14 protein-coding genes and 1 pseudogene are annotated in these 13490 nt (G+C 41.4%); 2 read left to right on the top strand and 13 right to left on the bottom strand.

The window, feature by feature from the left end; all coding sequences use genetic code 11:
* Positions 1–8: 8 nt before the first annotated feature.
* The 10 genes from BVE84_RS09495 to BVE84_RS09450 all read right to left on the bottom strand — a co-directional run bounded on the left by BVE84_RS09495 (position 9) and on the right by BVE84_RS09450 (position 8256).
* Positions 9–521 (bottom strand): hypothetical protein, encoded by a 513-nt coding sequence (locus BVE84_RS09495; RefSeq protein ID WP_076996770.1) that lies wholly within the window; start codon positions 519–521, stop codon positions 9–11.
* 14 nt (positions 522–535) lie between these two features.
* Positions 536–850, bottom strand: a complete 315-nt coding sequence (locus tag BVE84_RS09490; protein ID WP_002937728.1) for a PTS cellobiose transporter subunit IIA — start codon at positions 848–850, stop codon at positions 536–538.
* Positions 851–860: 10 nt separating this feature from the next.
* On the bottom strand, positions 861–2834 hold the full coding sequence (locus tag BVE84_RS09485) for a BglG family transcription antiterminator (protein ID WP_076996769.1): 1974 nt from the start codon (positions 2832–2834) through the stop codon (positions 861–863).
* A 47-nt stretch (positions 2835–2881) separates the two neighbouring features.
* Positions 2882–3196, bottom strand: a complete 315-nt coding sequence (locus tag BVE84_RS09480; protein ID WP_029179297.1) for a PTS cellobiose transporter subunit IIB — start codon at positions 3194–3196, stop codon at positions 2882–2884.
* A 178-nt stretch (positions 3197–3374) separates the two neighbouring features.
* Positions 3375–3716 carry a hypothetical protein gene (locus BVE84_RS09475; protein ID WP_228062233.1) on the bottom strand — a complete coding sequence of 114 codons (342 nt, stop codon included), beginning with the start codon at positions 3714–3716 and terminating at the stop codon, positions 3375–3377.
* A gap of 371 nt (positions 3717–4087) precedes the next feature.
* Complete coding sequence (locus BVE84_RS09470; RefSeq protein ID WP_076996768.1) at positions 4088–4354, bottom strand: type II toxin-antitoxin system RelE family toxin; 267 nt, start codon at positions 4352–4354, stop codon at positions 4088–4090.
* Positions 4344–4571, bottom strand: coding sequence for a type II toxin-antitoxin system RelB family antitoxin (gene relB / locus BVE84_RS09465; RefSeq protein ID WP_076996767.1), 228 nt, complete (start codon positions 4569–4571; stop codon positions 4344–4346). Before relB ends, BVE84_RS09470 begins: the two co-directional genes overlap by 11 nt.
* A 154-nt stretch (positions 4572–4725) precedes the next feature.
* Positions 4726–6159 (bottom strand): 6-phospho-beta-glucosidase, encoded by a 1434-nt coding sequence (locus tag BVE84_RS09460; RefSeq protein WP_076996766.1) that lies wholly within the window; start codon positions 6157–6159, stop codon positions 4726–4728.
* 183 nt (positions 6160–6342) lie between these two features.
* The gene (locus tag BVE84_RS09455) at positions 6343–6726 is read right to left on the bottom strand and encodes a VOC family protein (protein WP_076996784.1); all 384 of its coding nucleotides are present in this window, start codon (positions 6724–6726) and stop codon (positions 6343–6345) included.
* A 45-nt stretch (positions 6727–6771) separates the two neighbouring features.
* Positions 6772–8256, bottom strand: a complete 1485-nt coding sequence (locus tag BVE84_RS09450; protein ID WP_076996765.1) for a family 1 glycosylhydrolase — start codon at positions 8254–8256, stop codon at positions 6772–6774.
* A 110-nt stretch (positions 8257–8366) separates the two neighbouring features.
* On the opposite strand from BVE84_RS09450, the gene BVE84_RS09445 reads away from it, so the two are divergent.
* Both BVE84_RS09445 and BVE84_RS09440 read left to right on the top strand, forming a co-directional pair.
* Entirely contained in the window at positions 8367–9281 is a 915-nt protein-coding gene (locus tag BVE84_RS09445) for a helix-turn-helix domain-containing protein (protein ID WP_076996764.1), read from the top strand.
* A gap of 157 nt (positions 9282–9438) precedes the next feature.
* Entirely contained in the window at positions 9439–9768 is a 330-nt protein-coding gene (locus tag BVE84_RS09440; RefSeq protein ID WP_228062232.1) for a putative quinol monooxygenase, read from the top strand.
* A gap of 233 nt (positions 9769–10001) precedes the next feature.
* Here BVE84_RS09440 and BVE84_RS09435 read toward each other — a convergent pair whose 3' ends face one another.
* From BVE84_RS09435 to BVE84_RS09425, 3 genes and pseudogenes are all read right to left on the bottom strand, one after another.
* The gene (locus BVE84_RS09435) at positions 10002–11912 is read right to left on the bottom strand and encodes a beta-glucoside-specific PTS transporter subunit IIABC (RefSeq protein WP_076996763.1); all 1911 of its coding nucleotides are present in this window, start codon (positions 11910–11912) and stop codon (positions 10002–10004) included.
* A 196-nt stretch (positions 11913–12108) separates the two neighbouring features.
* The gene (licT, locus tag BVE84_RS09430; RefSeq protein ID WP_076996782.1) at positions 12109–12951 is read right to left on the bottom strand and encodes a BglG family transcription antiterminator LicT; all 843 of its coding nucleotides are present in this window, start codon (positions 12949–12951) and stop codon (positions 12109–12111) included.
* 443 nt (positions 12952–13394) lie between these two features.
* A pseudogene (locus BVE84_RS09425) lies at positions 13395–13490 on the bottom strand (Cof-type HAD-IIB family hydrolase); the annotation flags it as partial.

Genomic DNA, 13490 nt, shown 5'->3' with positions numbered 1-13490 from the left:
CTAAAATATTAAAGATATTTTTTTATTATTTGAAAACGTAGATAGTATTTGTCGGTATCTTGCTTTACCTGCTCCAACCGTTTTATATTGAGAACAACTAAAGCAAGACCTAACAACTGCAAACCAATAACAAAGAGTTTAGCAGATGTATGGTTTGAAAAAGTTGGAAAGAGGGTTGGGAGCTGGCCCAAAATCACCAAAACCACAATTAGCCCTTGCAAGATAGCTTGTACCCTTAATGCCAATTCCGTCTTTGTCAATCGAGGCTCCTCAGCACCATACAACTTAAATTGTTCTGCCGTCGCAATGACTATTGCAATCAGCATAAGCGAGGGCAGGATAAGGTATAAGCTAGGTTGAAATAATTGAACCAGAAGCCAGTATAGATTGGCAAAGAAGAACGTTGCTAAACTATAACGAAACAGCATATAGCGATGAAAGAGCTGACTGTTGCGTTTAGCCTCTTGTTTTAATTGTTCTGGTGTTTTCTGTAGCTTTTTACCTACCATTTCCTTACTCATCCCATATCCTCTTTCTAACCGACTTTACGATACAAAGCTAACATTTCAAGCGCTACCTCACGTAACGTCATTGTTGTCATCAAGTGATCTTGCGCATGAACCATAATAATCTCTACCTTCACTTCAGTACCGCTTGCGTATTCCTGTAGGAGACCCGTTTGAGAATGGTGGGCTTCAAGCATATCAGCATTGGCTGCTTCCAATAACTCTTCTGCCTTATCATAATCACCTTCTCGCATTGCAGCGAAAGCCTCGTGGATAACACTTCTCGCATTGCCACTACTGAGGATAATCCCAAATGCCGCCATTTGTAATTCTTCTGTATTCATCTGTCACCTTCTATTCTCTTTGTAAAAAAACGTGCTTGAATGTTTCAAAATCAGGAGAGTTTATTATGCCTTTCTTGACTTCTGGCAAGTCTACCAAATCTACCAATCGATTGGTAATGGTTGATAGACCTTCATTTGTATATATAGATGGACTCACTAAGAAAACCAATCTAATCTGGTCATAGCCTTCTTCCCAATATAGACCATTTTTTATAACCGCAACAGAAATCATGTGCTTTTCACTAATGGGTTTTAGGGGGTGAGGAACAGCTATATCTTTATCAAATACCAATGTACTCAAACTTTCACGCGCCTCAATTAATTTATAAAACTCCTGGTGATTTCCTAGACCTTCACTCTCCAACTGTGAAATCATGTGCTTTAATAGCATTTCTTTTTCAGCTGACTCAACAACTAAAAATCCTTGTTCTGAGAAGTACTGATCAAAGTATTTCTCCAAGTTACTTTCTCTTTCCACTACCTGTGGCTCTTGGAGACTAGGTCTCAAGTCTGCCAAGCGTTGTTTAACTTCCTTCACTTCCTGATCCGTTAAAAAGACACTGACAGTGATAACAGGGACCTTAAACACCAAACCAGATAAGTCGATAGTTGACATTATCACATCTACACCCTGCAACTTTTGATTATCTAAATCATAGTAACCGACGACATCTGAGATGGACACCTGTTGCCCAAGTTCATTTTTAATCCTATTTTTCAGCATCTGAGCACTACCGTAGCCTGTTGCACAGATAACCAGAACATTTAGCTTGTATTTTTCTTTTTGGCGTTCCAAGGAAGCCATCAAGTGTAGAGCTACATAGGCAATTTCTGACTCGGACAAGGTATACGAGTGAAAGACTGACAGTTCAGCCATTAGTGATTGTGTCAAATTGAAGATGTCTTGGTAAGTTGTTTTGATATCATCAAGTAAGGGGTTATCAATATGGAGGTTGTGACGGAGTCGTTCTATGAGAACCTCCAGATGTGTTAACAAGCCTTCTATCAAGGAAAAATCATGTGAGAACTGATACCCATATTCCTCATCGTAACGTCCTAAAACCTCAAAAAGTGCTTGGCGTAGCAAGAGACGGTCCGATGACTTCTCTACCTCCAATTCTGTTTTTGAAATCAAGTGCAGAGCAATGTAGACCACTTCCTCCTCAGGAATCCCATTTTGTAGCTCCAATCGATGGGATAATCGCCTAGTAATCTTTGTAGCTACTGCCAATTCTTTAGCATATTTCACCTTATCAATGGTGACAGGAGAAATTGTAAAGCCTTTTTGATAGCGTTGGATAGCTAAACCTAAATGAATAACTAAATTTTGAATAATATAGTCAGATAGTTTCAACTGACTATCACGACACTCATCTAAGACTACAATGGTTAACTCTTCAAAAGATAGGGGTAAGGCTAAACTTCTATCATTGGCCAAAAAATGATGGATATTCTGATAAAAATGTTCCCTAAAGAAATAATCCATGATGAAGTGACGTTTTTGTCGTTCTTCCCCAACCACATAGACTCCCCTATAGGGCTTACTCTCGATACTCAGCCCATAAGAGGCAAGTTGCTCCCTAATGTGCTTAAAATCATGAGACAAGGTTGATCTGCTGACAAACAGCTGGTCCGCCAAATCATCAAATAAGATACATTCTTCTTCAAATATCAATTTATTCAGGATTTGTTTATAACGGTTTTCTGCATCACTATAATCTACCCCAAATACTAGTTGGTTTTCAGAGAAGAAACGATGGTATTTTTCCTCGTTGCTAATTCGCAGCTGGTAGCCATAACCTTGCTTAGATAAAATGGTGAAACCTGTTTCTTCCTCAGATATTTCGGATACCATTTTTTTAATATAGGTTCGAATTGTGCGGTCTGTATAAGAGAGATGCTCTGCCAATACTTTACTGGTTGAAAAACCATTTTGGTGTTGGTAAAGATACTGCAATATCATTTTTTCCTTAGTACTTAGCATAACTAGCCTCTTTTCGAATCAATAATACCATCTACGATAGCAAGGAACTAGATATTATCCAAGACCAATTTAGCCATTTTTTCAATTCCCATTGGAATTGGGATATACGCTTGTGGTGGGATTTGGACAACTGGCTTTCCAACCTTCTTACCTGCTTCTTCAAATTGCTTAAAGTGCATTTTTGTCTGAGGGCTAATTAAGTACAAGTCATACTCTGCCGCATTAATTTTTTTACCACCTTCTGGAACACCAACAGCGTTCATTTCTACTGTATGACCTTGTTCTTCCAAAAGTGTCTGTGTTTTTTTAGCAATCAGTGAAGAAGACATGCCTCCTGCACAGATAATCAATGCTTTTACCATAGGATTTTCCTCCAACTATTTGATGATTTACTGTTGTTATGATTTTATTGTATATGAACACGTTTACATTTTCCATAGGAAGTATTTCCTTACCACTACGGAAATATCGCCACTAAAATAAACCGCTTTTCCGCTACTCTCCAGAGACAAAAAAATAGCAACTCCGAAGAGTTGCGAACTACGATGCATAAAAGAAAAGACGAGGAGGGGAGTACACGACAACCTCAGAAGGTTTGAGCTGAAACTCATCCATCATTAAGTCTCTCAGTTTTACATCATTGACTGTTGAACTAATTTGATAGGTATCTCCTTTAGCACGTTTGATTTTGGCTACTTGATTAAAAACACTACTATTTGCCAAGTCTGGCGGATTTACCCCCTTAAATCTTACGAAGTATAGCGTAGTGCCATCCGTTTGACCAACTGAAGTCGCTCTGATTCGCCATACATTAGTTAATAAATAAACCAGAACAGCCATAATGACTACAATAACAACTATTCCAACTACAGATTCCATCATAAACCTCTTTTCCAAGATACGATACAATACAATGACAAACAACTAGGAAAACTGCTTATCTTGGTGGCTTAAAAAGGTTAAACCTTAAAAAAAGGGGTACAAATAACATAGCAATCACACTTCCAATATTTATTTATCATCATTATACCATTATACGTAAGAATGCAAAAGTAGAGCGAGCAATCGGCGCATTTATAGGCTTTTTCCCTTAATCTTTGCCAAGTACACGTAAGTAGAGCAAACCAAAAGGGTAGTAAAAAGGGTAGTAAATTTTGATGAGTTCAGCAGGCAAGAATTAGCGTAGTAGAAAACTGTGCTTTTTTACTGTATCCTAGCCGTGAGATGCTCAAAAGCCCTGCGATGGCTAGGCTCTATTTATAAATCTCTTTTCTGTGCCCTATCTCAAGAGCTAGTATAATCAGCTTATCATCTTGAATATCACAGATGATACGATAGTTCCCGACCCGATAGCGCCATAGCCCTTTGAATTGACCTATCAATGCCTTTCCGATTTGTCTTGGATTGACTAAGCCGTCAAGGCGCTTCTTCATGTCTTTAGCTAACATCAGCCCCACGTGCTTATCCATTTTTTTCAGTTGTTTCTTTACGTCATCACTAAGGACTAGCTTATAACTCATTTTCTAACTCCTCGATGATGTCGTCTATTGAGTGAGTAATCGGGTTCTTCTCGAACTCTTTCAAAGCTCGGATACCTGCTTCATAGTCCAGCCTGTCCTCTATCTGCTCAACTAAAGCAGTCTTAAACAATTCTGATAGAGTTTTACCTGTATGCATTGCGTAACTTCTGAAAAGTTCTTCTTCTGCACTGTTTAATCTTAATGATACTATTCCCATATTGTAATACCTTTTCTTTCTGTAATACATTGTATAACAAAGATAGAGGATTGTCAATATCGCACGCGCCAACACGCAGGGGTTTTGATTTTTAAAGAGTATAAAGAACATAAATGAAGACCCATGTAACTGTTGCGCTACATAGGTCCTACCATTAAACTTCCTCACCATTTGTTGCGATGACATTTTTGTACCATGTAAATGAGCGTTTTGGAGAACGCGCATAGCTACCATTGCCTTCATCATCTTTATCAACATAGATAAAGCCGTAGCGTTTGCGCATCTCACCTGTTCCTGCTGACACCAGGTCAATACAGCCCCATGGTGTGTAACCCATCAGGTCCACTCCATCCTCATCGACAGCCTTGATAAACTCCTTGATATGAGCTCCAAGATAGTCAATACGGTAGTCGTCATGCACCATACCATCTTCTTCAACCTGGTCAATGGCACCAAAGCCATTCTCTACGATAAAGAGTGGCAGATGATACATATCTGTAAACCAGTTTAGTGCATAACGCAATCCTTCTGGGTCAATTTGCCATTCCCAATCAGAAGCCTTCACATAGGTATTTTTCACCAAGTCCTCTGTCTCAAGATAGTCATAATGAGGATTATTCTCGCGGTGAGAATCAATCGCAAAACTCATATAGTATGAGAAACCGATGTAATCAACTGTTCCTTTTAGCAAATCTTCGCGATCTTCCTCTGTGAAATCAACATCAATGCCTTTTCGCTCCCAGTAGCGCAAGATATGCTCTGGGTAGAAACCATGCACATGAACATCTGCAAAGTAATACCGTTTTTGCATCGCCTTCTGTGCCATCAATATATCGGATGGTTTGCAGGTCGCAGGATATATCGGACACATAGCAATCATACAACCAATCTGAAAGTCCGGGTTAATCTCATGTCCAATTTTAACAGCGCGTGCAGAGGCCACTAATTCATAATGGGCTGCTTGATACATAACTGCTTCGCGATTTTCGCCCTCTTGGTAAACAATACCTGAGTTGGTAAAAGGTGCAAAATCTTCTTGATAGTTTGCTTGATTATTAATCTCATTAAAGGTCATCCAATAGTTGACCTTATCCCTGTAACGACGGAAACAGGTCTCAGCAAAACGGACAAAGAAATCAATCGTCCGACGGTTTCTAAAACCACCATACTCGGTCACCAGATGATAAGGCAATTCAAAGTGTGATAGGGTGACAACAGGTTCGATCCCATATTTTAAACACTCATCGAATAAGTCATCATAGAACTGCAAACCAGCTTCGTTTGGTTCCGATTCGTCACCATTTGGAAAAATACGTGTCCATGCAATTGAGGTACGGAAACATTTGAAACCCATCTCAGCAAAGAGTGCAATATCTTCTTTGTAGCGATGATAAAAATCTATCGCTTCATGATTCGGGTAGTATTTTCCCTCTACTACACCTGCTGTAATTTCCCTCGCTACTCCGTGCCTTCCTGCAGTCATAACGTCTGCCACAGAAAGTCCTTTTCCACCTTCTTGCCAGCCACCTTCGAGTTGGTGAGCCGCTACTGCTCCACCCCATAAAAAATTCTTAGGTAATTTAGACATAATTGCCTCCTGTCTATTTTAGAACCCGTATTCACAGTTCAGAACTTGTGAATATAGGTTCCTATAGGTATTAGTTTAGCAAACGGTTACAACAATCACCATTGTAGTTTTTTCCGTAACAGTAAGGAAATCGCTAATGAATGAGACTAGCAGGTTAGTCGGTTAAACATTGGCCTGCCAACATTACACTGTCAATTCAATTTGTATAGCATCAAAACCTAACACACACGATTCATAGTAGCCATCGCCAGTTGTTCGCGGTCCACTGAGTATGGAATAACCATCCACCTGAAGGCTCGCTGTTAAGTTGTCTACCGCCTCCTTACTTCCCAAACTAAAGGCTAGATGAATAAGCCCAAGATGATTGAGCTGTCTTGGCTTGTCCACCACATCATCTCTGGTTATAATTTCCAAACGCGCTCCATCTTCAAAGGTTAAAAAATAGGATTTGAAGTTGCTTTTCTGATGATGGTAGAGCTGATTAGATTTAGCATTAAAATAGGTTTCAAAGAAATTACGCATTCCCTCTAGATCCTGTGTATAAACTGCCACATGTTCTATTTTCATATCCATACCTTTCTCCTAAAGAAAAACGGCAAGTAGCCGTCTTCCTTATTCTACATCTTCACCATTGCTGGCAATGACTTTCTTGTACCAATAGAAGGAATCTTTTGGTGTTCTAGCAAGCGTACCGTTTCCAGCATCATCCATATCAACGTAGATGAAGCCGTAGCGTTTGCGCATTTCACCTGTTCCAGCAGACACCAAGTCGATACAGCCCCAAGTGGTGTAGGCAATCAAGTCTACACCATTGGCAATGGCATCTGCCATGGCATTAACATGGGCACGGTGGTAGTCAATGCGGTAATCATCGTGGATAGAACCATCTTCTTCAACCGTATCAAAGGCTCCCAAGCCATTTTCCACAACCATGAGTGGAATTTCATAGCGGTCATACATTTTTTCAAGGTAGTATTGAAGCCCTGATGGATCATGTGCCCAACCCCAGTCTGAATAGGTCAGATATGGGTTTTTGGCACCTGCTGAGAAATTGCCTAAAACGGTATCTTCTGTCTGATGAGTCGTCACGACAGTAGACATGTAGTAAGAGAAGGTATACATGTCCACTTTCCCTTTGGCAAGGACTTCTAAATCATCCTCAGCCATTTCAACCACTACATTGTGCTCTGCCCAGAGGCGTTTGGCATAGGTGCCATATTTTCCTTTTGCTTGGACATCTCCACAGTAGTAGATATTTTGCTCCCAAGCGTATTGATTCGCAAGAATATCTGCTGGGTCACAAGTGCCTGGGTAAAAGGTAATACCGCAAATCATGTTCCCAATCTTATTTTCCGGGTCAATCTCATGCCCAATTTGAACAGCCTTGGCAGAAGCAACAAATTGGTGATGAAGGCTTTGATAGGCATCTTGGTAATCCTGGTCAGTCATGTCATCACCAAAGAGGTCCAAGAACATGATCCCTCCGTTGATTTCATTGAAGGTCAACCAGTATTTGACGAGACCCTTGTATTCCTTGAAAATAGTTTCCGCATACTTAACATAGAAATCAACAAGTTTACGATTTTTCCAGCCACCGAAACGCTGCTCCAAGCTCAAAGGTGTATCAAAGTGCCAAATGGAAACCAGTGGCTCAATCCCGTACTTGCGGCATTCTTCAAAAACAGAGCGGTAGAAATTAAGACCTGCTTGGTTTGGCTCAGTCTCGTCACCATTCGGGAAAATCCGTGCCCAAGAAATGGACAAGCGGAAAACAGAGTAACCCATTTCTGCGAAGAGCTTGATATCTTCTTTATAGCGGTGATAGAAATCCACAGCCTTATGATTTGGATAATAATGGTCTTCTAGAACTGCATAGGTTGCCCCTTCTGGCAGATGACCGCCAGCATGGCCCATAGAAGCATACTTGCCTGGCTTGCCATCCTTGTCAATGTAGGTCGTATAGCGGGGGCTGTTGACAGATCCTCCTGTTGTAACGTCTGTCTGGACCAAACCGCGTCCGTCTACATTGTAGGCACCTTCTGCCTGGTTGGCTGCAATAGCTCCTCCCCAGAGGAATTTTTTTGGAAATCGTGACATAGTTTTCTCCCTTATCATTTTTCTGATAAATATAGTATAAACAGATTTGAACTTCTTTTCTTCTCCAATAATATGCTATAATGATACTATCCTACGAACCGGAGAATTGTATGCAGCCACCATTGACGGATAAAAACTTCAAACACACCGTTGACTATGACAGCCAATTATTGCCCTACAAATATTATCATACCAGTGTCATGAACGGCATTCCTGACATTCTTTTTCATTGGCACAATGAATTTGAAATCAACTATGTTTACGGAGGGACAGCCCGCTACCATATCGACTATGATTATTTCAATAGTCAGGCTGGTGATATTATCCTCATCCGCCCCAATGCTCCGCACTCCATCCATCCGATTGAACAGCGGGGGCATGAGACGGATAGTCTACTCTTTCATCTAGATATGTTGGGGGCTTCTCACTTAGACAAAACCAGCATGCTCTATCTCCACCCCTTGCAGACGGATGTTTTCAAGTGTGTCCCACGCATTCAACCCCAAGACCCAGGCTATACAGAAATCAGACAGTGCTTACTGACCGTCTTTGAATTGGTCAGACACCAGCCCCCCTACTTTGAATTGCCACTCAAGAGCCGACTCTTTGACCTCTTCTACCTGCTCTATCGCCACCGCTACATTGTCCGGAAAAACACCGATGATATGTATCGGAAGAATGAAAAACTGCGGTTGTTGATTGAGTACATCCAGCAACACTATGCGGACAACCTGACCATCGAACAGCTGGCAGAACAAATGGGCTATACGAAAACTCACTTCATGACAATCTTCAAGCAACAAACAGGGACACCCTGTATGGAGTTTATCATCCAAGTCCGACTACGAGCAGCTACCGAGCTCCTGACCAATACCCTCAAACCTGTGCTGGAAATCGCCAACGAAGTCGGCTTCAATAACCTGTCCAACTTCAACCGCCAGTTCAAACAATACTACCACACAACTCCAAGCAACTACCGCAAGCAATTACGGAAGAATAAAGCCTATACTAATTTTGATAAATAAATAGAAAGGACTAGGGCCTCCGTATTTGGTTAAACTGAATACGGGCTACGGACTGTGCCGAAAAGATAAACGAGAACTAGACGCTTGCGTCGTCGTAAAGTAAACTAAAAGACTATATTTTGTCTGTGTCCGCTTAACGCCCTTGATATCTTATATTATGATTACCATGCACCTATACTATACTGGACCAGCTGACAATGCGCGTGCTTTCGCCAAGGAAATGGAAGCTAGAGGCATTGCAGACCGCATCCGCCAGCAGGCTGGCAACCATCGTTACCAATACTTTGCACCGCTCGACGACCCCCATTCAATCCTCTTAGTCGATAGTTGGACGGATCAAGAGGCCCTCGATATCCACCACGCTTCTCCCATGATGCAAGAAATCTTAGACCTGCGCAATCAGTACCAACTGACAGTTACGGCTGAGCGATACACCTCTGATGAGGAGGGAATTCCCAGCCATGACCAAGACTTTATCAACCAGTAATCTTGCGAGAGGAGAGGCTGAGACAAAAGTCCAGCTCAAAATAGAAAAAACGAACGAACATGACATTTGTAGCCACATAAATGTCGTGTTTGTTCGTTTTTAGTGGGTGATTGTAGGTTTCGTAGAGATTATAATAAGGAATTTCAAAAACCAAACCCTTTTTATCCCAGTCTCTTATGTGATGTCATCGTGAGTATGACACTTACCTACTCGGTCATCAGAGTGGCATATAGCTATTTTACCGTTGTTAGTAAATAGTCTCCACTATTCAACTGGTCCTCTTGTGTCACCAGTATATCCTCATAATCTGCTGTATTGGTCACAATAATCGGGCTGATGGCCGGCAAGTCTGCTGCCTTCATCTGCTGAAGGTCAAATTCTAGTAGCTTTTGTCCTGCCTCAACTTGGTCGCCGACTTCGACAAACGATTGAAAGCCCTTGCCTTCTAAGGATACAGTGTCCATACCGATATGGATCAAGAGTTCTGCCCCATTTTCAGTCCGTAGGCCAATGGCATGCTTTGTTGGAAAGACAAGGGTCACTTCTGCCTTAGCTGGAGACAGGAGAATCCCCTCTGTCGGATCAATGGCAATCCCTTTGCCCATAGCACCTGAAGCAAATACTTGGTCTGGCACAGCTTCCAATTTCACAACCTTACCAATCAGCGGACTAGCAATAATTTCTTGCTTGATTTCTTTTAATTCTGGGATAGACTCCTTCATCGACTCAACGGACTTTTTTTCAGTAGGCTCCCCGTACAAGTATGGAACTGGAAGAGCCATCTGGATAGCAAATGAAGCGACGATAGCTGCTATTGTTAAGGCGATTGCAGCAATCATTCCTGACATCTCCCCGTCGGCTGGGTTAACAAGCGATGGATACAAGAAGACACCCATACCTCCAACAGAGTAACCTGTAACGTTGAAGAACATCATAGCAGCACCAATTACACCTGAAACTGCACATGAAATAAAGAATGGCGTTTTCATTGGAAGAGTGACACCGTAGATAGCTGGCTCAGTGACACCAAAGATCGATGAAACGAAGGCAGGCATAGCTACTGCTTTAACTTTAGATTCTTTTGTCTTCAACATAATCGCTAGAAGGACACCTGTTTGAGTAAAGTTTGGAAGCAAGGCTGGAACAAGGATTGCAGACATACCATTTGATGCGACCTGCATGATTGCCAATGGTACAACTGCCCAGTGCATTCCAAACATCACCAGAACCTGCCATGTTGCACCGAGAATCAATCCATATAGCAGCGGACTGAAATTCATAATAGCTGTGAAGGTATTAGATAGCATATCAGAGATAAAGTTGGCAACTGGACCTACCACTAAGAAGGTCAATGGAACTGCCACCAAGATGGTCATGAATGGAACGACAAAGAGTTTGACAACGTCTGGTGTGACTTTCCGGATATTTTTCTCGATAATAGAAGCTACCCAAGTTGCGAGAATCGCTGGGATAACGGTTGACAAGTAGCTGCCTGCAGTTGGCAAAACAAATGGAATACCAAATACATTATCAAGTCCAGCTTCTTTCAATGTTGCAAGTGAACCTGGTAAGGTTGGATAGATCAAAGCCATACCGATTGCTAGGGCGGTAAATTCATTCATCTTGAATTTGCGTGCTGATGTCAGTGCAACTAGCAAAGGCAAATATTGGAAGAAACCATCACCTGCCGCGTTTAAGATGGCATAAACTGCGCTGTTATCACTTGTCAGGCCTCTGGAAGCCATGATGGCAACAATCCCTTTAATGATACCTGCTGCTGCAAGAGGGCCTAGAAAAGCCTGAAAAATACCAGATAGGAGATCAATAAACCTCTCAAACAGATTTCCTTTAGGTCCGTCACCTTCATCAATATCCAAACTTCCATCTCCTGCAATCCCTGCAACTTTTTGCACTGCTGCATAAACATCCGGTACATGGTTTCCGATAACCACTTGGTATTGACCTCCAGCTTGAACCACTGTCACAACGCCATCACGCGCCTTCAAGTAGTCTGTGTCTGCCTTAGCTTCATCTTTAAGTCCAAAACGAAGGCGGGTCACGCAGTGTTTCAAGCTACTGATATTTTCTTTTCCTCCGACATGAGCTACGATATCTGTAGCTAAATCTGTATAATCCTTTGCCATTTTCCGGCTCCTTTCTTTTCTGGAAAAACAGAAAAACCTAAACATATACCAAACACTACCTCTTGGCCCAAGCCAAAAAGAGTATCTTGTATATATTTAGGTTTTGCCTGCTTACCAGTAACAATCCTTTTGTTGACATTATAATAACATATCACAAAACAAATCGCAAGCGTTTTCTTGTTTTGATTTTTTCTAACTAGTTTTTTAACGTTTTTAAACGCTGGATATGAATGGTCAAATAGACTTGTTCATCTTTTGACATGTCAAATTGATAAACCTCTGCAATGTGCTGACGAATCTTAGTCGTACACGCAAACGAATCAGGATAGTTAGCCTTCACCTGTTCATACAGAAAGGCATCATTTTGCCCCTCTATAACACCATTTGCCACACGTTGAGCAAAATACTGAATATGGGTCACAAAACGGTGATAGCTAGTATTATCCTCATCATAGCTAGCCCAGCCAAAATGCAGGCGAACAATATCCAATATCTGGGTAACAATCTTACTAATCGTCTGCGTCTCCTTGCCAAATACTCCATTTTTCTGGGCATTGATGAGATGAAGGGCAATAGAGGAGGCCTCTCCTTTCTCCACATTCAACCCTAATTTTTCCTCAATAATCCCCAAAGCACTTAGACCTATCTGATATTCCTTAGGATAAAACTTCCGAATTTCCCACGATAAGGGATTTTCAAGCGATATTCCCTCACGACTGCGTTGGAAAATAAAATGCAAATGGTCCCCCAATGCTACATAAAGCGCCAGGTCAAATTCAATCCTCAAATCCTCCTCAGCCTTGCTGAGAATGGCATTGACCACTTCAAGTTCAGCTGTCTCCATATTTAGGTAAAGTTCTGACAGATCTTGGGTCTGATGTTCATTTTGCAGGATAAAGGTTTTTTCAATCTTCTCCGTGGATAGCTCCTCTCCCGCTTTTCTTTGAAAACCGAGTCCCTTTCCCATAACGATTAACTCCTGCCCTTTACTGTCTATCACTTGCACAACGTTATTGTTGTAGACCTTTTCAATCTGCAGCATATTCAAAACCACGTCATTCTTTCCATTTTTAATAAAAAAAGCCTAAACACATAGCAAATAAGACTGTCGCCAGACCATTCACTATCTGCTTAGGTTTTGCCTGCTTACCAGTAACAATCCTATTCTTATCTTATCAGATTACAAATCGTTTTGCAAGCGGTTAAAAAATCTTATTTGTAAGGTAGTTTATCGAACAGAATAATTACAGATAAAACAAAGGAAATACTAGTATACTCTTTAAAAATCAAAAGGATAGGTTGTCAAGAGTCTCGGTGGATTGCAACAGTTCAGTGAACTGTTGCAACTGGTCACCCAAAAACAAGAAAGTGACCATAGAAGCCTGAGCCTGAAAACGAAAGAGCGAAGAAAGGACATTGTTCCTTCATAATTTAAGAAATAGGCTGAAAACCTCCACTGGAGCTTTTCACTCGTCAGATTTCCTATTTTGCTAACAAGCCCAATGTTTCAAAGGCATTGTAAAGACCGTCATGCTCCACATCGTCTGTAATCATATCAGCCATGGCAAGAATCTCCGC

The sequence above is a fragment of the Streptococcus azizii genome (assembly GCF_001984715.1).
GTDB classification, from domain to species: domain Bacteria; phylum Bacillota; class Bacilli; order Lactobacillales; family Streptococcaceae; genus Streptococcus; species Streptococcus azizii.
This window is presented reverse-complemented; position numbering and strand designations above follow the sequence as displayed.

Bases quoted from the DNA above. Each gene is read 5' to 3' on its own strand.
- BVE84_RS09495 (WP_076996770.1), bottom strand. From the start codon at position 521: ATGAGTAAGGAAATGGTAGGTAAAAAGCTACAGAAAACACCAGAACAA.
- BVE84_RS09490 (WP_002937728.1), bottom strand. From the start codon at position 850: ATGAATACAGAAGAATTACAAATGGCGGCATTTGGGATTATCCTCAGT.
- BVE84_RS09485 (WP_076996769.1), bottom strand. From the start codon at position 2,834: ATGCTAAGTACTAAGGAAAAAATGATATTGCAGTATCTTTACCAACAC.
- BVE84_RS09480 (WP_029179297.1), bottom strand. From the start codon at position 3,196: ATGGTAAAAGCATTGATTATCTGTGCAGGAGGCATGTCTTCTTCACTG.
- BVE84_RS09475 (WP_228062233.1), bottom strand. From the start codon at position 3,716: ATGATGGAATCTGTAGTTGGAATAGTTGTTATTGTAGTCATTATGGCT.
- BVE84_RS09470 (WP_076996768.1), bottom strand. From the start codon at position 4,354: ATGAGTTATAAGCTAGTCCTTAGTGATGACGTAAAGAAACAACTGAAA.
- relB (WP_076996767.1), bottom strand. From the start codon at position 4,571: ATGGGAATAGTATCATTAAGATTAAACAGTGCAGAAGAAGAACTTTTC.
- BVE84_RS09460 (WP_076996766.1), bottom strand. From the start codon at position 6,159: ATGTCTAAATTACCTAAGAATTTTTTATGGGGTGGAGCAGTAGCGGCT.
- BVE84_RS09455 (WP_076996784.1), bottom strand. From the start codon at position 6,726: ATGAAAATAGAACATGTGGCAGTTTATACACAGGATCTAGAGGGAATG.
- BVE84_RS09450 (WP_076996765.1), bottom strand. From the start codon at position 8,256: ATGTCACGATTTCCAAAAAAATTCCTCTGGGGAGGAGCTATTGCAGCC.
- BVE84_RS09445 (WP_076996764.1), top strand. From the start codon at position 8,367: ATGCAGCCACCATTGACGGATAAAAACTTCAAACACACCGTTGACTAT.
- BVE84_RS09440 (WP_228062232.1), top strand. From the start codon at position 9,439: ATGATTACCATGCACCTATACTATACTGGACCAGCTGACAATGCGCGT.
- BVE84_RS09435 (WP_076996763.1), bottom strand. From the start codon at position 11,912: ATGGCAAAGGATTATACAGATTTAGCTACAGATATCGTAGCTCATGTC.